At 63.0% G+C, this 24,578-nt stretch carries 27 protein-coding genes; 19 read left to right on the top strand and 8 right to left on the bottom strand.

Annotated elements, in window-relative coordinates:
• Positions 1 to 122 precede the first annotated feature (122 nt).
• Positions 123 to 1,175, bottom strand: coding sequence for an HD domain-containing phosphohydrolase (locus ACR9YP_RS37435; protein WP_474218410.1), 1,053 nt, complete (start codon positions 1,173 to 1,175; stop codon positions 123 to 125).
• A 264-nt stretch (positions 1,176 to 1,439) separates the two neighbouring features.
• On the opposite strand from ACR9YP_RS37435, the gene ACR9YP_RS37430 reads away from it, so the two are divergent.
• The 13 genes from ACR9YP_RS37430 to ACR9YP_RS37370 all read left to right on the top strand — a co-directional run bounded on the left by ACR9YP_RS37430 (position 1,440) and on the right by ACR9YP_RS37370 (position 14,260).
• Positions 1,440 to 1,763, top strand: coding sequence for an STAS domain-containing protein (locus ACR9YP_RS37430; RefSeq protein ID WP_128938203.1), 324 nt, complete (start codon positions 1,440 to 1,442; stop codon positions 1,761 to 1,763).
• The gene (locus ACR9YP_RS37425; protein ID WP_122405062.1) at positions 1,763 to 2,128 is read left to right on the top strand and encodes a response regulator; all 366 of its coding nucleotides are present in this window, start codon (positions 1,763 to 1,765) and stop codon (positions 2,126 to 2,128) included. Before ACR9YP_RS37430 ends, ACR9YP_RS37425 begins: the two co-directional genes overlap by 1 nt.
• Positions 2,125 to 4,200 carry a chemotaxis protein CheA gene (locus ACR9YP_RS37420; protein ID WP_474218409.1) on the top strand — a complete coding sequence of 692 codons (2,076 nt, stop codon included), beginning with the start codon at positions 2,125 to 2,127 and terminating at the stop codon, positions 4,198 to 4,200. Before ACR9YP_RS37425 ends, ACR9YP_RS37420 begins: the two co-directional genes overlap by 4 nt.
• Complete coding sequence (locus tag ACR9YP_RS37415) at positions 4,200 to 4,661, top strand: chemotaxis protein CheW (RefSeq protein WP_438111194.1); 462 nt, start codon at positions 4,200 to 4,202, stop codon at positions 4,659 to 4,661. The genes ACR9YP_RS37420 and ACR9YP_RS37415 overlap by 1 nt, the downstream gene beginning before the upstream one ends.
• A gap of 37 nt (positions 4,662 to 4,698) precedes the next feature.
• Positions 4,699 to 6,396, top strand: a complete 1,698-nt coding sequence (locus ACR9YP_RS37410; RefSeq protein WP_474218408.1) for a methyl-accepting chemotaxis protein — start codon at positions 4,699 to 4,701, stop codon at positions 6,394 to 6,396.
• A gap of 77 nt (positions 6,397 to 6,473) precedes the next feature.
• Positions 6,474 to 6,956, top strand: coding sequence for a chemotaxis protein CheW (locus tag ACR9YP_RS37405; protein ID WP_128938196.1), 483 nt, complete (start codon positions 6,474 to 6,476; stop codon positions 6,954 to 6,956).
• Positions 6,957 to 7,015: 59 nt separating this feature from the next.
• The gene (locus tag ACR9YP_RS37400; protein WP_474218407.1) at positions 7,016 to 8,818 is read left to right on the top strand and encodes a methyl-accepting chemotaxis protein; all 1,803 of its coding nucleotides are present in this window, start codon (positions 7,016 to 7,018) and stop codon (positions 8,816 to 8,818) included.
• Positions 8,819 to 8,964: 146 nt separating this feature from the next.
• Positions 8,965 to 9,819 carry a CheR family methyltransferase gene (locus ACR9YP_RS37395; protein WP_474218406.1) on the top strand — a complete coding sequence of 285 codons (855 nt, stop codon included), beginning with the start codon at positions 8,965 to 8,967 and terminating at the stop codon, positions 9,817 to 9,819.
• A gap of 17 nt (positions 9,820 to 9,836) precedes the next feature.
• A complete protein-coding gene (locus tag ACR9YP_RS37390; protein ID WP_474218405.1) occupies positions 9,837 to 10,928 on the top strand; it encodes a protein-glutamate methylesterase/protein-glutamine glutaminase in 1,092 nt (363 codons plus the stop codon).
• Positions 10,929 to 10,933: 5 nt separating this feature from the next.
• Positions 10,934 to 12,655, top strand: a complete 1,722-nt coding sequence (locus ACR9YP_RS37385; RefSeq protein ID WP_474218403.1) for a chemotaxis protein — start codon at positions 10,934 to 10,936, stop codon at positions 12,653 to 12,655.
• A gap of 145 nt (positions 12,656 to 12,800) precedes the next feature.
• On the top strand, positions 12,801 to 13,244 hold the full coding sequence (locus ACR9YP_RS37380) for a hypothetical protein (RefSeq protein ID WP_130212939.1): 444 nt from the start codon (positions 12,801 to 12,803) through the stop codon (positions 13,242 to 13,244).
• 146 nt (positions 13,245 to 13,390) lie between these two features.
• The gene (locus ACR9YP_RS37375; protein ID WP_091884431.1) at positions 13,391 to 13,675 is read left to right on the top strand and encodes a hypothetical protein; all 285 of its coding nucleotides are present in this window, start codon (positions 13,391 to 13,393) and stop codon (positions 13,673 to 13,675) included.
• 138 nt (positions 13,676 to 13,813) lie between these two features.
• Positions 13,814 to 14,260, top strand: a complete 447-nt coding sequence (locus ACR9YP_RS37370; protein ID WP_130212921.1) for a CHRD domain-containing protein — start codon at positions 13,814 to 13,816, stop codon at positions 14,258 to 14,260.
• A gap of 54 nt (positions 14,261 to 14,314) precedes the next feature.
• On the opposite strand, the gene ACR9YP_RS37365 is transcribed toward ACR9YP_RS37370, so the two are convergent.
• From ACR9YP_RS37365 to ACR9YP_RS37355, 3 genes are all read right to left on the bottom strand, one after another.
• Positions 14,315 to 14,680, bottom strand: coding sequence for a VanZ family protein (locus ACR9YP_RS37365; RefSeq protein WP_130212922.1), 366 nt, complete (start codon positions 14,678 to 14,680; stop codon positions 14,315 to 14,317).
• Positions 14,681 to 14,835: 155 nt separating this feature from the next.
• The gene (locus tag ACR9YP_RS37360) at positions 14,836 to 16,374 is read right to left on the bottom strand and encodes an EAL domain-containing protein (RefSeq protein WP_474218402.1); all 1,539 of its coding nucleotides are present in this window, start codon (positions 16,372 to 16,374) and stop codon (positions 14,836 to 14,838) included.
• A 569-nt stretch (positions 16,375 to 16,943) separates the two neighbouring features.
• Positions 16,944 to 17,117 carry a hypothetical protein gene (locus ACR9YP_RS37355; protein ID WP_165405291.1) on the bottom strand — a complete coding sequence of 58 codons (174 nt, stop codon included), beginning with the start codon at positions 17,115 to 17,117 and terminating at the stop codon, positions 16,944 to 16,946.
• Positions 17,118 to 17,688: 571 nt separating this feature from the next.
• Here ACR9YP_RS37355 and ACR9YP_RS37350 point away from each other — a divergent pair.
• The 4 genes from ACR9YP_RS37350 (at position 17,689) to ACR9YP_RS37335 (ending at position 19,739) form a co-directional block, all read left to right on the top strand.
• Entirely contained in the window at positions 17,689 to 17,850 is a 162-nt protein-coding gene (locus ACR9YP_RS37350) for a hypothetical protein (protein WP_176945474.1), read from the top strand.
• A gap of 313 nt (positions 17,851 to 18,163) precedes the next feature.
• Positions 18,164 to 18,454, top strand: coding sequence for a hypothetical protein (locus ACR9YP_RS37345; RefSeq protein WP_130212924.1), 291 nt, complete (start codon positions 18,164 to 18,166; stop codon positions 18,452 to 18,454).
• A 41-nt stretch (positions 18,455 to 18,495) separates the two neighbouring features.
• Entirely contained in the window at positions 18,496 to 18,912 is a 417-nt protein-coding gene (locus tag ACR9YP_RS37340) for a hypothetical protein (protein WP_091884443.1), read from the top strand.
• A 593-nt stretch (positions 18,913 to 19,505) separates the two neighbouring features.
• Positions 19,506 to 19,739: a hypothetical protein gene (locus ACR9YP_RS37335; RefSeq protein ID WP_245471156.1), complete on the top strand. Its 234-nt coding sequence runs from the start codon at positions 19,506 to 19,508 to the stop codon at positions 19,737 to 19,739.
• A gap of 120 nt (positions 19,740 to 19,859) precedes the next feature.
• Here ACR9YP_RS37335 and ACR9YP_RS37330 read toward each other — a convergent pair whose 3' ends face one another.
• Positions 19,860 to 21,065, bottom strand: a complete 1,206-nt coding sequence (locus ACR9YP_RS37330; RefSeq protein ID WP_474218401.1) for a hypothetical protein — start codon at positions 21,063 to 21,065, stop codon at positions 19,860 to 19,862.
• Between the two features lie 146 nt (positions 21,066 to 21,211).
• Between ACR9YP_RS37330 and ACR9YP_RS37325 the strand changes: the two genes are divergently transcribed.
• Positions 21,212 to 21,460 carry a hypothetical protein gene (locus ACR9YP_RS37325; protein ID WP_370988145.1) on the top strand — a complete coding sequence of 83 codons (249 nt, stop codon included), beginning with the start codon at positions 21,212 to 21,214 and terminating at the stop codon, positions 21,458 to 21,460.
• Between the two features lie 352 nt (positions 21,461 to 21,812).
• On the opposite strand, the gene ACR9YP_RS37320 is transcribed toward ACR9YP_RS37325, so the two are convergent.
• On the bottom strand, positions 21,813 to 22,190 hold the full coding sequence (locus ACR9YP_RS37320; RefSeq protein ID WP_128935768.1) for a hypothetical protein: 378 nt from the start codon (positions 22,188 to 22,190) through the stop codon (positions 21,813 to 21,815).
• A 386-nt stretch (positions 22,191 to 22,576) separates the two neighbouring features.
• Between ACR9YP_RS37320 and ACR9YP_RS37315 the strand changes: the two genes are divergently transcribed.
• Positions 22,577 to 23,053, top strand: a complete 477-nt coding sequence (locus ACR9YP_RS37315; RefSeq protein WP_438111221.1) for a hypothetical protein — start codon at positions 22,577 to 22,579, stop codon at positions 23,051 to 23,053.
• A 48-nt stretch (positions 23,054 to 23,101) separates the two neighbouring features.
• On the opposite strand, the gene ACR9YP_RS37310 is transcribed toward ACR9YP_RS37315, so the two are convergent.
• Positions 23,102 to 23,764 (bottom strand): hypothetical protein, encoded by a 663-nt coding sequence (locus tag ACR9YP_RS37310; RefSeq protein ID WP_474218400.1) that lies wholly within the window; start codon positions 23,762 to 23,764, stop codon positions 23,102 to 23,104.
• Between the two features lie 56 nt (positions 23,765 to 23,820).
• The gene (locus tag ACR9YP_RS37305) at positions 23,821 to 24,558 is read right to left on the bottom strand and encodes a metallophosphoesterase family protein (protein ID WP_370988148.1); all 738 of its coding nucleotides are present in this window, start codon (positions 24,556 to 24,558) and stop codon (positions 23,821 to 23,823) included.
• Positions 24,559 to 24,578 lie beyond the last annotated feature (20 nt).

The following is a 24,578-nucleotide window of genomic DNA, read 5'->3' as shown; positions in this document are numbered from 1 at the left end:
CTCATTCAGTTCGACCGATGCTTTGCCGGTCCCCGTCCCGGTCCGATGCTTAGCAGCGGCGCGCCCAGGTAAGTGTGACCAGAATCACTCTTTGATATTGGTGCACTTTATCAGGAACAGGTTCAAATCGGCGACCGGGTATCAAGCCGACCGGCGGCGATCTCGACCACCTCGTCCCAGCGCGACAGGAAGGCCTCGACGCAGGCCGGATCGAACTGCCGACCCTTGTTCTCGACCAGGTAATTGCGCGCCACCTCGAGCGGCATCGGCTCCTTATAGGGCCGACGGGTTGTCAGGGCGTCGAAGACATCGGCGACCGCGACCACGCGCGCGGCGACCGGAATCGCGTCCGCCCTGAGGCCGTTCGGATAGCCCGCGCCGTCCCAGCGCTCGTGATGGCCTGCGGCAATTTGTGCTCCGAGCCGGATCAGCTCGCAGCTGGAATCCGCCAGGATCCGCTCGCCGATCGTTGCATGCGTCCTGATCACCGCCATCTCCTCCTCGGTGAGCTTGCCGGGCTTGAGCAGGATATTGTCGGGAATGGCGACCTTGCCGACGTCGTGCAGGGGCGCGGCCAGATAAATGTCGCGGCAGAGCCGGGCCGGCAGGTCGAGCTGTTCGGCGATGATGCGGCTATAGCGGGCGACTCTCAGGGTGTGCTCGCCGGTGTCGTTGTCGCGGTATTCGACCGCGAGCGCGAGCCGCAGGATGATCTCCTCCTCGCGCTCGCCGAGCTTTCGTGTTGCTGCCGCGACGTCGCTGGCCAGATGCGCGGCACGATCGCTGAGCTTGCGCACGGCTGCACCAAGCTGAATCAAGTTGCGCAGACGTACCGTCATTTCGACGCTTTGCGGCTGCTTGGGCAGGAAATCGGTCGCACCGGCCTGCAGCGCTTCTATCTTGAGGTCATCGGTCTGTCGCGAGGTGATCATCGCGATCGGGATGTCGGCGCAGCCGGGCAGGCTGCGGAAGACGCGGATGAAGCTGATGCCGTCCATATGCGGCATCTCGTAGTCGACCAGTGCGAGATCGAAGACGCGTTCTTGCGCGCAGGCCAGCGCTTCGACGGGATCGAGGAAGGTGGTGGCCTCGACCAGACCTCCAGCCTCGATGTGACGTTTCAGGAAGTTGAGGACGGAACGGCTGTCATCAACCAGAAGCGCTTGGGTCAGCATCGGCGGCCGGAGCTCTCTTCGCTGGCGGAGGCACGAACCCAAGGCATAGCCGAGCGCGTTTAACGCCGAGCAAATGCGGATCGGGAGTCCCGGTGCTGCGGTTATGCGCGTGTCGCATGGGATTTCGGCACGCTATGCACGCTTGCATGCACTGCGCGAAGGCTCACGGAATGTGACCCGTAGTTGTACGGAGTCCCGCGTTAGGGGTTTGCTCATTCGATTCGCGTCAAACGTGTATCGGAATTTTGCAAAGGCGGGGCAGCGATGGCGCTCAATCCCACGGAGCCGAAGTGGTCGTTGCGGTTGCCCGCCGATTGCAGCATTGCGGCCATTCGCAGCGTCTACGACCTCATTCGCGAGGCGTTCGGCCGCCAGGAGCGGCTCGAGATCGACTGTTCGAGCGTCGACAAGGCCGACGTGACCTCGATCCAGCTTCTGCTGTCGACCGCCAAGACGGGCGAGGCGCAGGGCCGCCCGGTGGTTCTGACCTCCTTCTCTCAGTCTCTGCGCAATACCCTTCGCCGCGCCGGCTTTGCCAGCGAGGCGATGATGGATCAGCACTTCCCGCAAAAGAAAGATGGCACCTGATGGCCACGATTCTGACCGTCGACGATTCCCCCAGCATTCGGCAAATGATCAAGGTCGTGCTCGAGCCGGCCGGTCACAACGTGATCGAGGCCGGCGATGGCGCGCAGGGGCTCGCCAAGGCCCAGGCCGGCAAGCTCGACCTCGTCATCACCGACCTCAACATGCCCGTCATGAACGGGCTGGAGCTGATCCGGGCGCTGCGCAAGCTGCCGAGCGCGGTCGGCATGCCCATCGTGTTCCTGACCACCGAATCCAACGATGCGGTCAAGCAGGAAGCCAAGAGCGCCGGTGCCACCGGCTGGATCACCAAACCGTTCAAGCCCGAGCAGTTGCTCGCCGTCGTCGGCAAGCTGGTGCGTACATGAGCGCAATGGACCCGACCGAGGTCTTTCGTCAGGAAGCCAGCGAGCTCTTCGAAGTTCTGGAAGGGGCTCTGCTCGATCTCGGCCAGCGTCCCGACGACCGCGAGCTGGTCGATTCCGCTTTCCGCGCCCTGCATACGATCAAGGGCTCGGGCGCCATGTTCGGCTTCGACAAGGTCGCTTCCTTCACTCACGAATTCGAGACCGCCTTCGACCGCGTCCGCAAGGGCGAGATCAAGCCGACGCAGGAGCTGATCTCGGTCGCGCTCGCCGCCAAGGACTACATCCGCGCGCTGATCGAGGCTCCCCAGTCCACAGACGACATCATCGGCGAAGCCATCCTCGACGACCTCAGGCGCTTCGTCTCGTCCGACCAGCCTGCCGCTCCCGTCGTCGAGATCGCCGAAGCGCCGCCGCTGGCCCCCGGCGCGCGCAAGCAGGCCGGCTGGCACCTCAATCTGGAATTCGAATCGCACGTCCTGCGCAACGGCTCGAACCCGCTCGACCTGCTGGAAGATCTCTGCAAGCTCGGCCCCTGTTTCGTCGTCCCGATCACGGACGGCATCCCGTTCCTCGACGAGATGGAGCCCGAAGACTGCTATCTGAAGTGGGACGTCAAGCTGCATGCGGCCTGCGACAAGGACGCGATCGACGACGTCTTCATGTTCGTCCAGGACGAGATGAAGCTGACGCTCTCGCCGCTGGAGCATGTTGAGGCGCCTGCCCCGGTACCGCTGTTCCAGCTGCTCGACGAGGAGCCGGCGGGCCCGACGGCCGAGATGCCTGCGCCGGCGGTTGAGCTTGCTGCCGCGCCGGTCGTCGAGCAGCCTGTTGCAAAGGCGGAGCCGAAATCTGAATCAAAGCCGGAACCGAAGGCCGAGGCCAAACGCGACGATCGCGGCATCGCCACCGTCCGCGTCCAGGCCGAGCGCCTCGACGAGCTGATGGATCGGGTCGGCGAACTCGTCATCGCCCAAGCGCGGCTGACCCAGCTCGCCGCCGCCGGCTCCGACCTCTCGATCAAGATGATCGCCGAGGAGATCGAGCGCCTTGCGTCCTCCTTGCGCGACACCACGATGGGCGCGCGCCTGGTGCCGATCGGCTCGCTGTTCGGCCGCTTCCGCCGCCTGGTGCACGATCTGTCGCGCGACCTGTCGAAGCCGGTCGAATTCGTCACCTCGGGCGAGGACACCGAGCTCGACAAGACCATGATCGAGTGCCTCGCCGATCCGCTGGTGCACCTGATCCGCAACGCCATCGACCATGGCATCGAAGACACCGCGACGCGCGCTGCCAGCGGCAAGACTGAGCAGGGCCGGATCGAGCTCGCCGCCGTCCATTCCGGCGCGCAGGTGCTCGTCACCGTGAAGGACAATGGTGGCGGCCTCAACACCGCGCGCATCCGCGCCAAGGCGGAAGAGCAGGGGCTGATCGCGGCCGGGACCGTGCTCACCGATCACGAGATCCACCAATTCCTGTTCCACCCGGGCTTCTCGACCGCGCAGACCATCTCGGCGCTGTCCGGCCGCGGCGTCGGCATGGACGTGGTCAAGCGCACCATCGAGAACATGCGCGGCTCGATCGACCTGTCGACCAGGCCGGGCCAGGGCACCACCGTGACGCTGCGGCTGCCGCTGACGCTCGCGATCATCGAGGGCCTCCTGATCCGCGTCGGCGAAGGCCGCTACATCATTCCGCTGTCGGCGGTGGAAGAATGCGTCGAGCTCACGGCCGAGGACGAACGTTCGCGCGGCCGCAACTTCCTCAACGTGCGCGGCAATCTCGTGCCCTTCCTGCGCTTGCGCGAGATCATGGCCGCATCCGGCGCGCCCGACCGGCACCAGAAGACGATCATCATCTCGACCGGAGAGACCCGCGTCGGCCTCGTCGCCGATCAGATCATCGGCAACCACCAGACCGTGATCAAGTCGCTCTCCAAGCTGCATTCGGATGTCACGATGTTCTCCGGCGCGACCATCCTCGGTGACGGCACGGCGGCGTTGATCCTCGACGTCGCGCAGCTCGTCGCGCTGGCTCAGTCGAAGGTCGAGAAGCACATCAGCGAGGCAGCGTGATGAACGATGGTTTGGCTGGCGAGCGCCAGGATGACGCGATGCAGGTCGTGATGATCGGCCTCGGGGAGGAGAAATTCGCGCTCGACGCCGGCCTCGTGCGCGAGATCATCGACCCCGTGCCGGTGACCAAGGTGGCGGGCGCGCGGGCCTTCGTTCCCAGCGTGATCAATGTGCGAGGCAACGTCATTCCGCTCGCCGACCTCCGTATCCGCTTCGGTATGCCCCAGCTCGACAATTCGGCCGATACGCGCATCGTCGTCATCGAGCTCGAGCTTGACGGTGAGCCTGTGCTGGTCGGCGTTACTGCCGACAAGGTCTACGAGGTCACGGAGATTTCGCACACGGACGTGCAGCAGACGCCGCGCGTCGGCATGCATTGGAAGCCGGAGTTCATTCGCTTCATCGCCAAATGGCGTGAAGAGTTCGTCATCGTTCCCAACATGGAACGCATTCTGAATTGAAACGGGGTCTCGGGCGAGACTGGGGTAGGGGCTGGAAATGAGATTTACCGTCAAGGCAAAGCTTGCCACTGCATTCGGCTTGATCATCATCCTGTCCGCGCTTGCGGGTGGTGTGGCTTACATGAAGCTCAGCGACATGATGGCGACCGCAGACAGCATGGTCCTGCGCGCGAGCCGGATGGAGAAGGCGACGCAGATCGAAAAGGATATCCTGCTTCAGCTGCGCGCGGAAAAGAACTCCATTCTCGGAACGGAAGCCCAGGCCGAACAATTTGCAGCCGAAGCAGCCAGGCTTCGTGAGGAGGCGACGAAGACCAGGGATGAGGTCTACGCGTTGGCGAGCGAGGCGGGCAGGAAGCTGCTCGACAGCTTTGCAGCCGCCTACGCCAAGATGAATACGTACCAGGAAGAGACGATCCGGCTGGCGAAGACGGACAAGACCAAGGCCATGGAGCGCTCGATGGGCGACGGCCGCAAGGTCGTCGCAGACGCGATGGAGGCGATGGGCGCCTATGTCGTCAACACCAAGAAGCAGATGGCCGAGCAGGCCGTCCAATCCAAGGCAGAGGGGCACCAGGCGCAATTCTTGCTGATGACGCTGATCGGCGTCTCGCTGGCGGTTGCGATCGGGGCCGCGCTCTGGATCTCCATCTCGATCAGTCGTTCGCTCGGGAGGGCAGTTGGCCTCGCAGGCGCGGTGGCGGAGGGAGATCTGAGCCAGACCATACCTTCGGCGAGCAACGACGAGATCGGAGATCTCGTCAAGTCGCTGAACGGCATGGTGGAAAAGCTTCGGCAGATCGTCGCTGAGGCGATCACGGCGGCGCAGAACGTTTCCGCCGGCAGCCAGGAGCTGTCGGCCAGCGCCGAGCAGCTCTCGCAAGGCGCGACCGAGCAGGCCTCGTCCGCGGAGGAAGCCTCCTCCTCGATGGAGGAGATGGCGTCGAACGTGAAGCAGAACGCCGACAACGCCAACCAGACCGAGAAGATTGCCGCCCAATCGGCCAAGGATGCCGAAGCCAGCGGTGTCGCTGTCGGTCGCGCCGTCGAGGCGATGCGGACCATCGCCGAAAAGATCACCATCGTGCAGGAGATCGCCCGCCAGACCGACCTGCTCGCGCTCAACGCGGCGGTCGAGGCCGCGCGCGCCGGCGAGCACGGCAAGGGTTTTGCCGTGGTCGCTTCCGAGGTCCGCAAGCTCGCCGAACGCAGTCAGGCCGCTGCGGCAGATATCGGCACGCTGTCGACCGAGAGCGTGAAGGTTGCGCAGGAGGCGGGCCAGATGCTGTCCAAGCTCGTGCCCGACATCAAGAAGACCGCCGAGCTGGTTCAGGAGATCACCGCCGCCTGCCGCGAGCAGGACGTCGGCTCGGCCCAGATCAACCAGGCGATCCAGCAGCTCGACAAGGTCGGCCAGCAGAACGCCAGCGCCTCGGAGCAGGTGTCCTCGACCTCGGAGGAGCTCGCCTCGCAGGCCGAGCAGCTCCAGTCGACCATCTCGTTCTTCCGCATCGAGCATGCCGGACGGGGCGAGAGTGCCACGCCCGCGCCGATCGACCGTGCCGTGACCCAACTCCGCGCCAAGGCCGCGCACATGGCGGCGGCAGACCGGGGCGCGAAGAAGCCCGCGCCCGTCCGCAAGCCGGCGCGTGCGATGAAGGTCGCAAGCGGCGGCGGCTTCGCCTTCGACATGCATGACGGCGAAGACGATCGCGACACCGAGTTTCAACGCTGACTGATCGGTCCGGCCTCGAGCCGGACCGTGCTCATTTCCAAACCTTCGGACCCTCCTTCGGACCCTTGGACTGCATCATGGCCGCAACCTCGCAATATCTGACGCTCGGGCTCGCCGGCGAGACGTTCGGCATCAGCATCCGCAACGTCCGCGAAATTCTCGACATGCGGCCGATCTCGCGGCTCCCGCATGCGCCGGATTTCCTGCTCGGCATGATCGACGTGCGCGGCAGCGGCTATCCGATCGTCGATCTCCGGACCAAGCTCGGCCTGCCGAGCGTCGCTGCCACTGAAGCAACCCGGATCATCATCCTCGATGTACCGATGAAGGATCGCCTGGTCGGCGTCGGCTTCGTTGCCGACTGCGTGTTCGAGGTCACCGATATCGACGAGCAGGCGATCGAGCCCATCCCCGAAGTCGGCGGGAAATGGCAATCCGACTATGCTGCGGGAATCGGCCGCAAGGGCGAAAAGTTCGTCGTCATCTTCGATCTCGCCAAGCTGATGGCGCATGACGAGATCCCGGAGGGGCGTGATGCCGATGCATCTCGCGCCGCATGAATTGCGAAGCGTAAAGCGTTGCCGAGTAGCAATCCCAATTTGAACCAATGAGATCGAACATGAGATTCACCGTCAAAGCTAAGCTTGCCAGCGCCTTCGGCGTCGTCATCCTTCTGTTCATTGTGGCAGGCGCTGTGAGCTACACGAAATTGGCCGACATGGCCGCGACTGCAGATTCCATGGTGCTTCGCGCCAAGCGGATGGAGAAAGCATCCGAAGTCGAAAGGATCATTTGGCAGCAGGTCAGGGCGGAAAAGAACGCAATTCTGGGAACACCAAGCGAAGTCGATGAATTCGCCGCGAACGCGGCCAAGCTCCGCGAGGAAGCGACGAAGATCAGGGACGAGGTCTATGCGCTCGCCAGCGAAGGCGGCAAGAAGCTGCTCGACAATTTTGCGAGTGTCTACGCCAGGATGAACGTCTACCAGGAAGAGACGATCAGGCTGGCAAAGACGGACAAGACCAAGGCAACGGAGCGCTCGATGGGTGACGGGCGCAAGGTGGTCGCGGACGCGACGGAGGCGATGGGAGCCTACGTCGCGAACACGAAGAGGCAGATGGCCGAGCAGGCCGTGCAGTCCAATGAAGACAGCCGTCGCGCCCAGTTGATCCTCATTGTCCTCGTCGTCGTCTCGCTCATCGCTGCCGCGATCAGCGCAGTCTGGATTTCGATCAATATCAGCCGGTCCCTCGCCAAGGCCGTCGGACTGGCGGATGCTGTGGCGGTCGGCGATCTCAGCCAGAAGATCGATGCTTCCAGCAACGACGAGATCGGCGATCTCGTGAAATCCCTGAACGCGATGACCGTCAACCTCAACAAGACCGCGGCCGTCGCCAATGAGATCTCGCAAGGCAATCTGATGGTCGAAGCCAAGCCGCTGTCGGACAAGGACACGCTCGGTCTTGCGCTCGAACGCATGGTGGAGAAGCTTCGGCAGATCGTATCGGAGGCGCTCACCGCGGCGCAGAATGTCTCGGCTGGCAGCCAGGAGCTTTCCGCCAGCGCCGAGCAGCTCTCGCAAGGCGCGACCGAGCAGGCCTCGTCCGCCGAGGAAGCCTCCTCCTCGATGGAGGAGATGGCCTCGAACGTGAAGCAGAACGCCGACAACGCCAACCAGACCGAGAAGATCGCGGCGCAGTCCGCCAAGGACGCGGAAGCCAGCGGCGCCGCCGTCGGCCGCGCCGTCAACGCGATGCAGACCATCGCCGAGAAGATCACGATCGTGCAGGAGATCGCGCGCCAGACCGACCTGCTCGCGCTCAACGCGGCGGTCGAGGCCGCCCGCGCCGGCGAGCACGGCAAGGGCTTTGCGGTGGTGGCGTCCGAAGTGCGCAAGCTCGCCGAGCGCAGCCAGGCCGCCGCCGCCGAGATCGGCACGCTCTCGGCCGACACCGTCAAGGTGGCGCAGGAGGCCGGCGCCATGCTTTCCAAGCTCGTTCCGGACATCAAGAGGACAGCCGAGCTCGTCGAGGAGATCACCGCCGCCTGCCGCGAGCAGGACGTCGGCTCGGCGCAGATCAACCAGGCGATTCAGCAGCTCGACAAGGTCGGCCAGCAGAACGCCAGCGCCTCCGAGCAGGTGTCCTCGACCTCCGAGGAGCTCGCCTCGCAGGCCGAACAGCTGCAGTCGACGATCGCCTATTTCCGCATCGAGCACGGCGGAAAGAGCCCGGCGGCGGCGCCAATCGACCGGGCGGTCAATCAGTTGCGGGCCAAGGCGGCGACAATGGCGGCCACTGAGCGTCCGGCCAAGAAGCCGCAAGGCAAGCCGGTGCGCGCTCTGAAGGCTGCCAATGGCGGCGGCTTCGCCTTCGACATGAACGATGGCGGGGACGACCGGGACGCCGATTTCCAGCGCTAGGGCCCGCGAGGGCTCCTGCGGGCCGGCCCGCTCGATGACGGTGGACCGGTCCGCTTTCAGCGGTTACGTGAACGCGTAGGATTCAAGATGGCCAGGACGGCCCGACATTCACTGCAGGCGGCCATCCCGGACCGGGGCAGGCGGCCATGATGCTCGCCGTGCAGGATACGGCCGTGCATCTGTCGGACCGCCACTTCCGGACCATCGCCCAATTGATCGAGGGCCAGGTCGGCATCAAGCTGCCGCCGGGCAAGCGGCTGATGCTGGAGGGGCGGCTGCACAAGCGCGTGCGCGCGCTGAACTATTCGGATCTGAACGAGTACGTCGAAAACCTGTTCGAGGCCGATCATTTCGATACCGAGCTCACTCATCTCATCGATGTGGTGACGACCAACAAGACCGATTTCTTCCGGGAGCCGCAGCACTTCACCTTCTTGCGGGATGTCGCGATCCCCGCCCTGCTCAAATCGCATGGCCGCAAGAATGCGAACCTGAAGATCTGGAGCTCGGCAAGCTCCACCGGCATGGAAGCCTATACGACCGCCATGGTGCTGGACGACATGACGCGGAACGGCTCGCGCTTCCAGTATCGCATCCTCGGGACCGACATCTCGACTGCAGTGCTGCGCCTTGCCAAGACGGCGATCTACACGCGCGACGTGCTTGCGCCGGTGCCGGAAAACTTCGTGAAGCGATATTTCCTGTCGTCGCGGGACAAGTCGCGCGGCGAGGTGCGGGTGGTGCCGGAATTGCGGCGCATGACGCATTTCATGCGGATGAATCTCATGGATACGTCCTATCCCGTCGACCGCGACGTCGACATCATCTTCTGCCGCAACGTCCTGATCTATTTCGAGCGCGAGACCCAGCGCAAGGTGATCGAGCAGCTGTGCAGCCATTTGCGGCCCGGCGGTTATCTGCTGGTCGGGCATTCGGAATCGATGATTCACAGCGCCGTGCCTGGTCTGAAGCAGGTCCAGCCCACCATCTTCCAGGTTTGATCGGAGCGCCGCCAAAAATGCCGAAGGAGAAAGTTCGCGTACTGATCGTGGACGATTCGGCGTCGGTGCGCCAAATCCTGCAGACGATCCTCAACGACGATCCCGACATCGAGGTGATGGCAACGGCTTCGGATCCGTTCGCGGCGGCGCGCCGGCTCCAGAACGAAATCCCCGACGTCATCATCCTCGACATCGAGATGCCGCGCATGGACGGCATGACGTTCCTGCGCAAGATCATGGCGCAACGTCCGATCCCGGTGATCATCTGCTCCTCGCTGACCGAGGAGGGCTCGAACGTGATGTTCGAGGCGTTCGAGGCGGGTGCGGTCGACATCGTGCCGAAGCCGAAGATCGACACGCGGCAGGCGCTGCTCGAATGCTCCACGCGGCTTCGCGAGGCCGTGAAGTCGGCCGCCCGCGCCCGGGTGCGGCCGCGTGCGCAGCGTCGGGTGGTCGAGAAGAAGCTGACTGCCGATGCGATCATCCCGCCGCCGGTGCAGGGCAAGGTCCGGCCGACCACGGAGCGCATCGTGTGCATCGGCGCCTCGACGGGTGGCACCGAAGCGCTCAACGACGTCCTCGAGATGTTGCCGCCGCACTGTCCTCCGCTTCTGATCGTCCAGCACATGCCGGCGGGATTCACCGCGGCCTTTGCCAAACGTCTCGACGGGGTCTGCCAGATCCGGGTCAAGGAAGCCGAGGACGGCGAGCCGGTGCTGCCGGACTGCGCCTATATCGCGCCGGGTGCCCGTCACATGCTGCTCCAGCGCATCGGCCTGCGCTACCAGATCGCGATCAAGGACGGCCCGCCGGTGTCGCGGCATCGTCCGTCCGTCGACGTGCTGTTCCGCTCGGCGGCCCAGCATGCCGGCGCCAACGCGCTCGCGGTGATCATGACCGGCATGGGCGACGACGGCGCGCGCGGAATGCTGGAGATGCGCAAGCTCGGCGCCTCGACGCGGGCGCAGGATGAAGAGAGCTGCGTGGTGTTCGGCATGCCCAAGGAAGCCATCGCGCATGGCGGCGTCGAGAAGGTCGTATCGCTGCACCATATCCCGCGCGAGATCATGCACTGGTATCAGGCCGGCCACGCCGCGGCGGCAGGTTGATCGCAATGTCCGTCATTCCGGCCAACACGCTCAATGAGGCAATCGCTGCGATCGAGGACGTTTCCTCGCGCATCGAGGACGTGTTCGCGCGCGTCGGTCACGAGCTCGGGCGCGGCCATCTCATCTTCAAGGAGCTGAACCAAGGTCTCGCAACGCTGTCCTCGGAACTCTCCGGTGCCGAGATCGAGGGCGCCGCGACCGCGTTGCAGGAGATCGCCGCACAGCTCAGCGAGCTGGCGCAGGCGCTTCCGGCCGAGACTACCCTGCTGGAGACGATCGGCAGGAGCACGGCGGAGGCGTCCTCGCTGCTCAAGCCGGTGTTCAAGCACATCCAGATGATCACCATCATTGCCCGCAGCGCGCGGATCGAGGCTGCCTCGCTTGACAGCGACCGCGAGGGCTTTCTCGCCTTCACGCAGGAAGCCTACGATCTCGGAAAGGCCGTGCAGGGCTCGATCGAGGGCTGCGCGCGGGATCAGCAGCGCCTGTCCGAGGCGGTCGCCACCGCACTCGGCCGGCAAAAGGAGTTCGAGAGCCGCTACCGGAATCAACTGGCGGCCGAGAGCGTCGAGCTTGGTGCGGCCTATTCCGGATTGCACGATCAGCGCCGCAACAGCAGCCATCTCGCCGACCGCGCGAGTTCCAGCACCAGGAAGATCGCCGAGGCGGTGGGCAGCGCGATCATCTCCTTGCAGGCCGGCGACAGCACGCGCCAGCGCCTCGAGCATGTCGCGCACGGCCTCGGCCTCGCCTCGGAATCCGCCCCGAGCCTCGTTCCCGAACCGGGCGCGAGCAATGACGGCGCGCGCGCGATTTGCCAGTTGCAGGCGGTCCAGCTCAGGGATGCCCAGCGCGAGTTCGGCGGCGACATCGGCCAGATCGTTCGCGCGCTGACCGCCATCCTGCACGATGCGAGCAGTGTCGTCGGCCACGGCCGCACGCTGTTCGGCGGCGAGGACGGCGGGTCGTCATCGTTCCTGGCGCGCATCAAGCAGACGCTGGCACACGCCTCGACCCTGATTGCCACCTGCGAGGGTGCTGGCCGCTCGGTGGACGAAGCGCTTGCGATCGTCGAGGACACGCTGACGAAGTTTCGTCAGGCGATCGCCGGGCTTGCCGAGGCGACCGTCGACATCACGCTGATCGGGATGAATGCCGGTCTCAAGGCAAGCCATCTCGGCAGCCGCGGCAGCGCCTTCGTCGTCATCGCCAACGAGCTCAAGACGACGGCCGACCAGGTCTCGGCGGGGGCAGGACGCTTGCGGCCGGTGCTCGACGGCATCGAGCGCTCGGCCAAGGAGTTGAAGGAGCTGCGCGTGCGGGGCGATCCCACGCAGCTCGCTAAGCTCGAGCCGCAGATCCTTCAGGCGCTGCGCGAGGTCGAGGCCGGCAATGAACGGCTCGGCAAGCTAATGAACCGGCTCGTGGTTGAAGGCGCGGAGTTCGAGGGGCTGATGAATTCGGCGCAAGGCCTGATGAGCACGCTCGGCGAAGGCTCCGCGGCTTTGCCCGCGGTCGCTGCGCGCCTCGCGACGGCCGGTGCCGGCGCGCAGAAACCGCGTCCGCAGGACGAGGCCATGCTCGACGAACTCTTCGCGCGCTACACGATGGAGCGCGAGCGGGACGTCCACCGCGAATTCCTGCAAACGCTCGGGCTGGCGTCGATCGCCACCACGCGCCGGGTCGAGGCGGTCGAGACCGCCGATGACGGCATAGAACTGTTTTGACGTTGCTGCCGGCTTCGCGCGTCGGCAGCAATTTGACAGGTTGACTTTGCGAGGCATTAACCGTGGCGGAATGCGCGCCGCGTCGGTCATTGTCGCGCCCCACGGTTCGTTGCAAATACGCATGGAATTCACGACGGATGTTTCCATGCTGAAAGAGGGCAAATACGCGGCGTGGTTTAGAACCGCGCAGGCGCAAGGCACCGGCATTGTGCATCTGTCCCAGGGCCGGATTTCGGGGAGCGACAGCTTCTTCACCTATGGCGGCTCCTATCAATTCGATGACGACCAGCGTTTCACGGCCGTTCTAACCACGCGCCGGCATGCCGAGGGCCCGCCCACCGTGTTCGGGCGTGACGAGGTCGAAGTCTATCTCTCCGGCGTCTTCAGCGGTGCGATAGCGACCTGCTCGGGGACGGCGAAGCAAGCGCCTGAGGTGAAGTTCGAGGCGACGCTGATCTACAGCCAGGAAGACGCGCCGGCTGCCGACATCAGGAGCGCGGTCGTGAGGCTGAATGCAGATAAGCTGCCCAAGGGGGCCGACAGCCGTTACCGGCCGCGGCATCCGTTCACGGCAGGCCCGTCCAAGTGAAATCGCGCAGCTCCACGCGCGCCCATCTTCGTGATTAGCGTTGCATTGACGCTGTTGTCTCGAAATCACGCCGCGGCCGCGCTGCAGCAACTCTGCCTTTAGAAGCGAGGGCTAGCCTTGCGGCCGATCAAGTGTGGTGGAAGAACATGCCTCAAATCTGGATGACATACGATGAACTCGGCGCGCTTTGCGGCTGCGGTGCAATGGAGGCGAGGGATCGCGCCATCCATCTGTCGCTCGATCGTCGCAAAAGTCGCGACGGGACGACGCGCGTCAAACTCGATCTGGCACTGACGGCCAAGTTCTTCGCATCCGTTCGTGAGGCGGATTTCGATCTCGATTGCGCCATTGAGGCGCTGCACAACACCCACCGGCAAATGGCCGAACTCCTGGCTCCCACCCAGCTCCATAACAGGCGTGGAGCGGCCTGAACCTCCGCGTGTTCCGGCCCATGCCGAAGGCTAATTCCCGCGCTCGTTGTCCCGAATCAGCATAAGCTCTGCGGCGGAATTTCCGGCTGTCGTCGGTGTTCAAATCGCGATGGGGAGCGAAGTCTGCAGGAGGAGTGCATGAGCAAAGCTGTGCGTCGGCCGTCGGTGGCACTGTTGGGGACGCTCGCGCTGGTTGGAAGCGTCGTTGCGACGAGCGGAATGGCAAACGCGGAAGCCGTGAAGCTGCAAGCCGAGCTCAAGGGAAGCAATGAAGTGCCCCCGAACAGCTCGTCCGGATCGGGCAAGGCAGAAGCCAGCTACGACACTGTAACGAAAGTTCTGACTTACACCGTCACCTATGCCGGGCTGACGGGACCCGCAATGGGGGCGCATTTCCATGGCCCCGGCGAAGCTGGCAAGAACGCCGGCATCGTCCTCCCGTTCAAGACGGTGCAAAGCCCGATCCAGGGCAGTGCCACGCTCACCGACGCGCAGGCGGCAGATCTGCTGACCGGAAAATGGTACGCGAACATCCATACGGCCGCGAACCCGGGCGGCGAGTTGCGCGGCCAGATGATGAAGTGAAGTAGAGACCGGGTGTACGTCCACCGGTCATCTCGCTGAGGGGATGCTGGCTGCTTAGGACGGCGGTCTCGGCAAGAACGCCAGGATCATCTGGGCGAGCATGACGCCGACGGTGCCTCCTGCCGCCTTCTGGAGCACGTCGAGAAAGCCCGGATCCCGGTCCGGTATGAACACCTGCATCAGCTCCAGCCCCATAGCGACCGCCACGACGAGCGAGCAAGCCAAACCAAGCCGTCCTGGCAACAGGAAGGAAAGCAGGAAGCCGAGCAGACCATAGGCACTGAAGCGCTCGATCACGACAATCCAATAGGCCTCGTGATGTCCCATGAGCGCGGGTCTTCCCGCCAGCTTCGCCAGGGTGGCATAGACGATCAGCGCTAGACAGATGCTCGCGGCTGCGATGAGGTGGCTCCTGCGCATGGCGCCAACATACAAGGTTGGGCGCCCGTCTGGTTCGAAAGACGAAAATATCGTTAAAGGCGCTGGCCGCCGCCAAAGGCTCCGCTGGCACAAGCACGGTGATACCGTTTGGCGGCTCACCCCCCGTTAGGGAAATAGAAGTTCTTCCTCGACCGTCAGGCCGCCAAAGCCGCATCGTTCGAGACCGCCGCGCCTGACTGCGGCACAAGGCGCGACTCGACGAGCTCACTAAACCTGGCGAAGGGCAGGGGCGGCGCAACGAGATAACCCTGGCCCTCCGCTACGCCGGACGCGAGCAGTGCGCGGAGCTGCTCCTCGGTCTCGATGCCTTCCGCGACCACGCTCATATGGAGGTCTCTCGCGAGCGCAACCAGCATCTCCACGATCGTCGTCGTCGACGCGTCCACCGTGATCGTGTCCACGAAGAACTTGTCGATCTTGATCATGTCGGCGCCGAGGCCCTTCAGTCGAGACAGTCCGCTATGGCCGACGCCGACGTCGTCAATGGCAACTCGGAAGCCATGGTCCCGCAGCTCGGCGACAACCGCCGCGGCGCGCGCGAGATCGTCGAGCTCGTCGCGCTCGGTTATCTCGACCACGATCTGGCGCGCCGAGACTCTTGCGGTCAGAACCTTGCGACGCAGCGTTTCAACGAAGCCTGCACTCAGGAGATGCCCGGGCACGACGTTCAAGGACATCTTGAAATTCTTGTTTGCCCTCAGCAATGGCTTCAGCTCGGCGAGCGCCGATGCCAGGATCTGCCAGGTCATCGCCTGGATGCGTCCACTGGATTCGGCGAGCGGAATGAAGTTCATCGGCGGGACGACCGAGCCATCTCGGCGCAGCCAGCGAGCCAGAATCTCGCAGCCCTTGATCTGACCTGTCCCGAGATCGAAGATGGGTTGGTAGTACGGCTTGAATTCGCCGGCCGCCAGCGCCCGATCGAGATCGGCGACGGGCCCCTCCATTCGGCGGCTGCGTGCCAGCAGGATGCCAAAGATTGCGCCAAGTCCAAGGGCTACTGCGAGGACGGGCCAATAAGCCTCGTGGTTCCAGCTCGAAAGCACCGCGTGCTCGAGCCCGATCGTGGCATGAAGCGGGAAGCGCGCGGAAGTCCTGTCGAAACTGACCGGCTCCGGCAGGGATTTGCCGGCGTCGGTCTGGAATTCGCCGAGCTTCTCGCCACTGCTCAAGGCGAGGATCACCTCGCTGTGCGCCCGCAATTCGGCGGGCATGATGTCGAACAGGCTGGCGTTGATTCCGACAATGGCGACGAGGGCGGAGCTGTCGTTGATGTCCCTGAGCACGCCCAAGGCGTCGCCGCCGAACTGCTCCACGCGGAACAGCGAAAGTGCCTTGTCGCGCGAGGGCAGCATGTCGCGGCGATTCACCCATCCCTTGTCGAATTCGAGCGTCTCGGAATAGGCCGAGCAGATCACCGAGCCATCCGGTTTGACGAGGCGGACGTCCTTGATCGCCGAGCGCTGGTAGACGTGGAGGCGGATGGCTTGCAACGCCCCGGGCTCGCAGCTGGCGAGATTGCGTTTTGCGAGCTCGTCCAGGCTGGCCGCGGCAAAATCGACCGCAAATTCGGAGCGGCGCAGAACGACCTCGGTCAACTCGCTCAGCTGATGCGCCTGCTGGTGGCGAATGACGGCCTCCGCCGCGAAATGGCCCGCCAGGGCGAACGCCATCGTGCTCTCAAGCACGAGCGCCGCAAACAGGAGGTTGGGTCGCTGTAATCTCATCCGGTCCGGGCGAAATTCAGGGCAGGCCTGGAAAATTGATCCTAGCCTGCGGGGACTAAGATAGCGTTTAACGGGACGAAGGAACGGGGATGCCCCGCTACGGAGCCAGCCTTAGAGGGGGCCCAGAAGACGTACAACTGGCCGGTGAACGGGCCGGACGGACCGCCGCAGGCAGGCGGCTCAATCGACGCTCACCGCCCGCCGCGATGGCGGACGGAAATGACCTCTGGATAGGGTCGGCTGGGCCTATCGCTGTGGGGCGTGACGGGATGGCGAGTGGCTCGCAGCCGAAGCACCACGAAAGCGACGTTGATCGCCAGCCAAACCAATATCGCGGAAATGGCAAAGTGGAGCACTGCCAGACCTCGCTGAAAGTCTGGAATCAAACACCCAATGGTTGCTTTGGTTCCGTCCTGCCAAGGCGAAAAGCTGCGGCTGGGTCGAAGAGGAGCGTTGCCGCGATGATGGCGCTGCCGTCCTCGACTCTCTCTTTCCGAGGCTAGCCTTTCCCGAGGCTAGCCTTTCTTGCTCGCTTTCGACTTCAACGAAAGACCAAGCCGCAACGCCATGCGCTTGATCGCATCAGGCGAGCGCCCGAGAACTTTCGCCGCCTCTTCCAGCGAAGCCGAAGACTTGGCCAGCTCCATGAGCCGGCGGTCTTCCTTGAACGACCAGGGCTTGCGCGCCATAACCGAAATGATCCTCTCGTCGACACAAGGGACAAAGCCGCCAAGCGACCCATGTTCGCTCGACGGCTTTGCTTGGGTGGGGCCGGACTTGGGGGAGCCCGGTGCGAAGATGGATAAGCGAAACGCGAGACTTCGCAACAAACACCGCGGATTAAGCTAACCGCTCAACCTTACCGCGATGAAGTTGGTGTATGCCGCTCCGTATAACCACGGAGGTTTCGTCGGTGTTGTCTGCAATCGCCAGCAGCCGCGTGCGAAAAATGTGTCGGAAGCGACTTCATCACGCAGAGGACAGACACGCTCGACCACCAGCGCGCTCGTGGCTTCAGGCTGCTTGCCGAGGTGAACAGGGGTTAACATCGTCGGCTGGATATCGCTCTCGAACAATGAGAGATTTTGTCATCCTCTCCTGCCGCCAGGTTTTCGCGCGACGACCAAACTTCGAGCACTACGTTGCACAAACTTCATGATCGTCTGACAAAAGTTTCAGCGCCGATGACCTTGAAGTCGTCGCAACATCACGTTTGAAATGTACCGGGAGGAGCGTTCCGAAAAATTGGGAACATTCCAAATGCTTGCGATTCTGGTTTTGATTTCGATTTTTGCAGCTGGCTTTGGCTGTGGCTATGGTGTGCGGGCGTGGCGCTCGCGCAAGCGATCAGCACGATATCGCCTCTATGCGCCCTACACGCCGGCATCGATGGGAGTGAAACAAAGCGAGCATCCATCGTAATGCAGAACCATGGGCGCGATGTTTCAGTCGGAAGTTGATCTTGCCTCGCGGCAAGGTCGGATAACCATGTGCGGTTAGGTTAACGTGGTGCGGTCCTTGAGAGCTTCGGAAAGGCAACCTAAAACGTATCGGTTCATTGTGAGAGTTTAGCCGCCTCGATTTTTTCGGGGCCCGCATGGGTGGGCGTAGATGGCGTATTTGATTGCGTTGCTGGGCGCGACGTGCGTCCTTATTTTGATCGCTTTTGTTCGTACCTTTGATCGGCGGTTGAAAGATCTTCCGCGGCCTTGGATCATGAATGAGGGCCATTCGAATGATTGATCAAAGGCACAACGCGCCCCGCAGGTATTTCGTCGACGCCCAAGGGCATCGCGTCCTGATCGGCCTTTCTTTGGAAGAGACGGCGGAGTTCGAAGCGCTGGATCTTTCATCGAACGAGACAGCGCAATTCGCGTCCGAGATTTGCGTGAACGACGGAGCCGTTGCGGCGGACGAAGTTCGCTGGCTTGAGCTCTATTCCAAGCACGAAGGGGCTTGGCGGGCGTGGATCGCACAAAGCCAGGCGGAGCGGGCGCAGGATTTAAGCTTTGTTAACTATGTCTGACCGATGGTAGCCGCCTAAATCTCGAATGTGGGATGGCCCAAATGTTTCAGCTGTTCCTGAGAGCGCGCGCACACAATCTTCTCGGCTCCCGCCGTGAGGACAAAGGTTTTAAAGCCCGCTCCGTCGAGCGTGATGCAGAGACCGACCGCGCGCGGATCGGTGCCGTCCTGGCGGCGATCGAAACAGCACTGCAGGAGGCGGAGAGGGAGCAGGCCGGCCTCAACCGGCGTGTTGACGATGCCCTCGCACGTGCATCCGTCACCTTCGGAAACGGCACCGATGAATATCTCGAGCGTGAGCCGCTCGACAATTATCATCAGGATCTCTTTGCGGCCGACATCTCGAATGGCCAGCGACGGCTCAAGGAATTGGCAAGCGCCATCGCGCACTTGAAGTTCGTCAAGACCGCAATGCTCACGCGCTTTCCGGATTTCAAGCCGCCGCAGCTCGACAGCTAAAGCGAGTTGAGCTTTGGTTGAATCGGTGCGAGCCGAGGAGGGCACCCTCTCCCGTAGGGAGAGGTCGGATTGCATCAAAGATGCGATCCGGGTGAGGGGTTACAGTTGTCTGCCGCGGCCCCTCACCCGGATTGCACTGGACGATGCTCCGCATCGCGATGCGCCGCGACGCCGAGGCGACGCGCGGATTTCACGGCTTTGTCGCGCGCAATGTCCCGCCGAGTAGCAGGGCAATCGGATATGATCTTGGCGGCGGCCTGAGCGCGCGCCTCGTCCTTCGAGACGACCGCTTCCAGCGGTCTCCTCAGGATGAGGCTAATCGGCGTCGGTGCCCGTTGAAACTGCTGCCGCGCACTCCGTCCTCATCCTGAGGAGCCCGCCTAAAGCGGGCGTCTCGAAGGATGGCCGCAGGGAAACACTCACAAATGCAGTAGCCCTGCGCCGAGTAAGGACGACCGCGTGACAATTCGGCGCTGCTTTGCCGTTGGGCGCTTCGACCCTTTTTGATATGGTCCCGGCAAGCATTCATGGATTGAAGGAGCGAAGAGGTGCCAGTCAAGAATTTGAGGACGTTGGTTGGATTGGCATGCGCTTTGACGCTGGCCGCGCCGGCGACGGCTTCGGCCATCACGGCGGAAGTGGCCCGCGCATGCGATGCGGCGATGGCCAAGGCCTTTCCGCCCAGACAGATCGGCAACCCCGCGGCCGGGAGCACTAAGGGAACGGCCAAGGATAAGCGCGAATACTTCCAAAAATGCGTTGCCAACAATGGCAAGGTCGACGACATGCCGGCGGACGCGCCAAAGGACAACAAGCCGGCGAAATAAGAACAGGGTGGCTACGGCCGGAGCGTTTTCGAGCGAAGTGGATACCGGTTCGCGTGAAGAAAACGCGTCAAAACTAGAATCTAGAGCTTCGGTTCTGATTCAATCAGAACCGATCATGCTCTAGCGTCGGGGCGGCGGACAGGGCGAGTAGAACGCGCCGTTCGCCGCATTGATGCGTTCGACGCATTGATTGGGATCAGTGACCGTTCCGGCGACCGTGAAGTCGTAGCCCATACCCTTGACCACCACGACGTAGCGGCCGGGGGCGAGCGTAAAGCCGTCTTGCTCTGGTTGGAGCAACAGCATTCTCGACTGGTCTTCGACCGGACCTACCTTGTAGGGGTACGACATGCTGCGGATGACCCAGGAATCGCCGGCGCTGACCATGGCGGCTTTCCCGGTGGCATCGACGCCCATCGCCCGGGAGACTTTCGCGACCACCCGAACTTCGGTCCCGCTTGCATCGACACCCCCGTCGGGCCTGAACACGATGAATCTGACGTCGCCGCCCATCAATGTGGTTGCGCTCGGCGTGTTGATGGCTGCCGAGATCGCGACGCGCCGGTCCGGAATCTTTCCGGGCACCGGCTTGAGCTCATGGAGCTGGCCCTCGCTCAAGGCGTAGACGCCGAACGTCGTCGGCAAAGGCATCGACGGTTGTGCAGCTTGCGCCGGCTCCTTTGCGCTATCCGGCGTCCGTTCAGCGGGTTCACCCACCGAGGGAGTCGGGATGGCGGTCGGCTGAGGGCCCGAGGTTTCCGGTGAGCGCGCGGACGGCAGCGCCACCTGTGGCAATGCGGTCACTTGTGTCCTCAGATGTAGCCAATAGGCAGCCGCGGCCCCGGCGCCCGCAATGAGCAGGAGGATGGCGGTCAATCGAACGAGAGATTTGAAGGCGCCGCTCCGTTTGAGTTGGTCCAGCGATCTTGACAGTGCCGCAGGTCCGCGTGGCGTTTCCGCGGCCGTCGAAGGGGCTGGTGAAGCCAGAGCCGGCGGCGTCGGAATGGGCGGCGGAGCAGGGGCGTTGTCCGGCGGAGAATTCGCCACGACAGTGCCGGCAGCCTTTGCCGGTGAGGACGGCTCGCTTCGCTCAAAGGACCGTTCGACCTCCCGGATGGCGCGTTCGAGCACTTGCTGGAGCGCTCGCGCCTCCCGCGCATCGGCGTGGTTGAATTGTTCCAGCAGCTTGATGCGGGCCAATTCGTAAACGACGTCCCGCATCTGCCGGGGGTCGTCGGAGATTTCGCGGATCCGCCCTGATAACAGGCGGACAAGTCCGGCCTTGATCTCGTCCGCGTTGGCTGCAGTGTCGCCGGGCTCGGTCATCAAGGCCGATCAACTACCCCGGATACAGCTGTTTCGCTAGGCTTTTTCACCCCCGGATCCCTGGGTCCTGCGCGCGCATGTCTCGAAGAGCTTGCTTTTGGGCAAAAACCTGTGACATTTCGCCGAACTCCTCTTTCCGGTGTTTGATGATGCGCGGCATTTTGACAGCAATCACGTTTTTGGCGTTCCTGGTTCAGCCCGCTTCGGCGCAAGGGGTCAAGGATCAGGCCAACACTACCAGCTCCAGCATCATCACAACGCCCACGAAAAAGGCGCAGACCATCCAGGCCGCGTCGCGGCCGACCGCCGTCCGAAATGTGACGGGGAGCCTTCCTGCCGGAAGGGCGGCCCAAGGCGTCTGGCGGGATGGCAAGCTGATTGCCGTGCCTCGGTGAGGTCACGCAAGGAACCGTGAAGCAGCCGTGAAGGAACGGTGTTCGCCTCCCTGACGTTCTTGCTCGGGAGATCTCGCATGAAACGCTTAGTCTTGATCACACTCGCGCTTGTCGTGCCTGCCGGCGCCTGGGCCCAGGGCGTCAACGATCCGTCGACGCCCAATCGCAACGTGATCATCGTCAACCCGTCGCAGCCCTCGCCGTCCACAGCGACGCCAAATATTCCGAGTCGAATCGAGCCCCCCGTGACGAGGGGCGGACACGCCCGCCCCTATCACGGGAACAGAACCCGGGGCAGCGGGTCGAGCCGTCGTTAGCCCTGCCTGCACCTTTCGGTGGCGTCGTGAGACAGCTATTGCGGGTTTACCTCGACCTCCAGGATCGATGTCCCGCGATGATGACGGCTCTTGCCCGAGATCACCAGCGTGAACTTGTCGGCGCCGGGCGTTTCGTTTCCTGCCGAATAGCGGAAGCCGGACCCGACCACCGCCAATTGTCCCCACGATGGTCCGCTCACGACCGACACGTTGAAAATCTGCATATACGACCAACGCAGTCCCTGGATGCAATCTGCCCCAGGCGCGATCGACATCGTCCATCTCACTGAATCTTCCGAAAAGGCAAAAGGCGTCCGCTCCTTGATGCAGACGGGACTGGCGTGCGCCGTCAGGCCAGACATGAAGGAAGCCGCGACGGCAATACTTAACAGCAATAACGGTCTTGCACGCATTCTCGGCAACTCCACGAGCGCATGCCAAAGTTAACAGCAATGACCTAACGAGGTCTTAGAACAGGGCCGTTTGCCCTTAAGCCGATCAAATGACGCGGATCTCGGGTACATCAATCCTCCGGTCGGCCTCTTTCCGGATCATGCCATCCTGCCCCTGTTTTGCCCGACGAGTCAACCCGAATTTCGGAAAAGGCGTAACAAATTGATCCGACTGGTGTCGGCTACTGTGCATGGGGTTGTTTTTCAATTTTTTGATGGGATGGTCCTCGAACGGCCCCAGGTGCTGAAATCCCCGCGCGCTAAAGTGGAAAGGGTGCCCGGCGAATTGGCTTTCTTGCAATCGGCAAAGGTATAGATTGAAAAGCTGGAGATGAGGAAATTGGCCAATGGTCGTCCTTGTCGCTCTGCCTGGAGTCATCAGCGTGCGAACGGGTCGACGTGGCCACTGTGAAAAGCGGTTTGGGAAGCTGCCTCAGGCGGTCATCATTGTTGTCGGCGTGCTCGGCCTTGGTCTCGCCAGTCCGTCCTTGTGTCTCGCTCAGAGCGAACCGGAGCCCTCGCTCAACGATTATCTTCCGCCAAGCGAGCCGGAAGTTACGCGCGACGAATGGCGGCAGCGGATCGAGGATGCGCGGCGGCGGGCCAAGGAGGTCTCGCGCGAGCGGCGCGAGCATCCAGAGCTCTACAAGCCGATTCCCGAAGATCCGGACCTTGTCGCGAGCGAACGTCTCCTCAACGACGAGAGCCTGCAAAGGGGCGACATCGTCGCGACCAAGAAAGGCATGTTCGTCTACCAGGGGCGATCCGAGCAACCGCGCCGCGACCACGACTTTGTGCCGGTCAACCCGAAATCGGTGCGCTGAGGAATTCGCTGCAGCCCCAGGAGCGATGGCAACGAAGCTCGTCCGGGTTCAGTATCGCCGCATGATCTCGTTGAATTTGGGGTCGGCCACTTTCGTGGTCTCCAGCAGCAGCGACTTGCCTTGCGGAGTCGCCTGCACGTAGGCCGCGATCAGCAGTGGCTCGTAACGAGAGCGATTGGCCAGCGCCGACCGGATGTCGGACTGCGCCAGGAGCTTGATCTCTTCATCGGTCGCGGCCGCGCCCGACGTCACGATTTGGACGCGAGAGAAGGCAACGTCGATCGGCACCGACCCGGTCAAGTAAGACATCTTCACCGCAGGCGTTACCGCCTCGCCGGCCTGGGCCTGCAGCGTGCCGAGCGTGAGCCATAGCGCGGGCCTGATCGGTGATACTTTCAAGGCAGCCACGACGGCACCTTGAGCTGCCTTGTTCTCGCTGGCCCTGCCGCCCGCGTCGGTGGAGGGGCGATGAAGAAAGTCAGCGGCCATCGCTGCCGCGTAATTCGCAAGCAGCTCGCCATCCCATGAAAAGGATGCAAGGCCGCCGGCGGCCGCCAGCTTGGCCTTGTCGGGCGGAATCTCGCCCGAGAACAAGTCGCTGGCGCGAAAGTTCGGTCGTATGAGATCGCCGTAGGACGTCATGCCGGCGTGAAGCGCCAGCACGATTGCGGTCAAGATGCCGATGACGCGAAGCAGGATCATGCGATTCATGGTGGAATTGACGAGGCCTATGAGCGCGAGCCGACGACGGGACCGACATTCAACTCTTAAATTGCGAGCAGACTATCGCCTTGGATCGTCAACAGCGTCAAGTTGCCGGTCGCGTAGGCGCCGGTGTCGATATTGATGCGGTTTGGTCGAATATCGGGCGCGCTGACCGGCGTGTGACCGTGAACGATATATTTGCCGAAGCGCTCCTCGGAGGCCAGGAATTCCTCGCGGATCCAGAGCAGATCCTCATCCTTTTGGCGATCGAGCGCGATGCCCGGCTTGACGCCGGCGTGGACGAAAAAGAAATCGCCGCAGGTGAAGGAGGAAGGCAATTGCTGGAGAAAGGCGAGATGCTCGGGCGGGAGCGCGCGCTTCAATTCATCGATCAGCTCGACCTGCTGCTCCGCGGACGGATTCATCGTCGGCCTGATGCCATAGGAGACCAGCGTCAGGAGGCCGCCATAGTGGCGCCACTCCTGCAAGCGGGCGGGGTCCTTGAGGACCTCGAGTAGGAAGACCTCGTGGTTGCCCTTCAGACAGACCGTCTCGTGTGATTTCGAGCGCGCGATCAAGAGATCAAGAACGGCTCGCGAGTCCGGGCCGCGGTCGACATAGTCGCCGAGAAAGACCTGAATGGCTCGTTGGGGAGCCGAGCGGGCAAGATCGGCGTCGATCACGGTTAACAGCGATTGAAGCAAATCGGCGCGGCCATGCACGTCGCCGATCGCATAGACGCGAACGCCGTCGGGAAGCCGAGGCTTGGTCTTCTTTCGAAAGCGTGAGGAAAGGCCCATCAGGTCGGTCGAATCGCTTC

This window comes from Bradyrhizobium sp. BR14999 (assembly GCF_056106085.1).
This window is presented reverse-complemented; position numbering and strand designations above follow the sequence as displayed.

Coding starts and splice junctions, on each gene's coding strand:
- ACR9YP_RS37410 (WP_474218408.1), top strand. CDS start 4,699: ATGAGATTTACCGTCAAGGCAAAGCTTGCCACTGCATTCGGCTTGATC.
- ACR9YP_RS37345 (WP_130212924.1), top strand. CDS start 18,164: ATGATTGATCAAAGGCACAACGCGCCCCGCAGGTATTTCGTCGACGCC.
- ACR9YP_RS37370 (WP_130212921.1), top strand. CDS start 13,814: ATGAGCAAAGCTGTGCGTCGGCCGTCGGTGGCACTGTTGGGGACGCTC.
- ACR9YP_RS37430 (WP_128938203.1), top strand. CDS start 1,440: ATGGCGCTCAATCCCACGGAGCCGAAGTGGTCGTTGCGGTTGCCCGCC.
- ACR9YP_RS37315 (WP_438111221.1), top strand. CDS start 22,577: ATGGTCGTCCTTGTCGCTCTGCCTGGAGTCATCAGCGTGCGAACGGGT.
- ACR9YP_RS37435 (WP_474218410.1), bottom strand. CDS start 1,175: ATGCTGACCCAAGCGCTTCTGGTTGATGACAGCCGTTCCGTCCTCAAC.
- ACR9YP_RS37390 (WP_474218405.1), top strand. CDS start 9,837: ATGCCGAAGGAGAAAGTTCGCGTACTGATCGTGGACGATTCGGCGTCG.
- ACR9YP_RS37420 (WP_474218409.1), top strand. CDS start 2,125: ATGAGCGCAATGGACCCGACCGAGGTCTTTCGTCAGGAAGCCAGCGAG.
- ACR9YP_RS37425 (WP_122405062.1), top strand. CDS start 1,763: ATGGCCACGATTCTGACCGTCGACGATTCCCCCAGCATTCGGCAAATG.
- ACR9YP_RS37385 (WP_474218403.1), top strand. CDS start 10,934: ATGTCCGTCATTCCGGCCAACACGCTCAATGAGGCAATCGCTGCGATC.
- ACR9YP_RS37380 (WP_130212939.1), top strand. CDS start 12,801: ATGCTGAAAGAGGGCAAATACGCGGCGTGGTTTAGAACCGCGCAGGCG.
- ACR9YP_RS37415 (WP_438111194.1), top strand. CDS start 4,200: ATGAACGATGGTTTGGCTGGCGAGCGCCAGGATGACGCGATGCAGGTC.
- ACR9YP_RS37325 (WP_370988145.1), top strand. CDS start 21,212: ATGATGCGCGGCATTTTGACAGCAATCACGTTTTTGGCGTTCCTGGTT.
- ACR9YP_RS37320 (WP_128935768.1), bottom strand. CDS start 22,190: ATGCGTGCAAGACCGTTATTGCTGTTAAGTATTGCCGTCGCGGCTTCC.
- ACR9YP_RS37405 (WP_128938196.1), top strand. CDS start 6,474: ATGGCCGCAACCTCGCAATATCTGACGCTCGGGCTCGCCGGCGAGACG.
- ACR9YP_RS37360 (WP_474218402.1), bottom strand. CDS start 16,374: ATGGCGTTCGCCCTGGCGGGCCATTTCGCGGCGGAGGCCGTCATTCGC.
- ACR9YP_RS37400 (WP_474218407.1), top strand. CDS start 7,016: ATGAGATTCACCGTCAAAGCTAAGCTTGCCAGCGCCTTCGGCGTCGTC.
- ACR9YP_RS37340 (WP_091884443.1), top strand. CDS start 18,496: ATGTTTCAGCTGTTCCTGAGAGCGCGCGCACACAATCTTCTCGGCTCC.
- ACR9YP_RS37305 (WP_370988148.1), bottom strand. CDS start 24,558: ATGGGCCTTTCCTCACGCTTTCGAAAGAAGACCAAGCCTCGGCTTCCC.
- ACR9YP_RS37350 (WP_176945474.1), top strand. CDS start 17,689: ATGCTTGCGATTCTGGTTTTGATTTCGATTTTTGCAGCTGGCTTTGGC.
- ACR9YP_RS37375 (WP_091884431.1), top strand. CDS start 13,391: ATGCCTCAAATCTGGATGACATACGATGAACTCGGCGCGCTTTGCGGC.
- ACR9YP_RS37365 (WP_130212922.1), bottom strand. CDS start 14,680: ATGCGCAGGAGCCACCTCATCGCAGCCGCGAGCATCTGTCTAGCGCTG.
- ACR9YP_RS37395 (WP_474218406.1), top strand. CDS start 8,965: ATGATGCTCGCCGTGCAGGATACGGCCGTGCATCTGTCGGACCGCCAC.
- ACR9YP_RS37330 (WP_474218401.1), bottom strand. CDS start 21,065: ATGACCGAGCCCGGCGACACTGCAGCCAACGCGGACGAGATCAAGGCC.
- ACR9YP_RS37355 (WP_165405291.1), bottom strand. CDS start 17,117: ATGGCGCGCAAGCCCTGGTCGTTCAAGGAAGACCGCCGGCTCATGGAG.
- ACR9YP_RS37310 (WP_474218400.1), bottom strand. CDS start 23,764: ATGAATCGCATGATCCTGCTTCGCGTCATCGGCATCTTGACCGCAATC.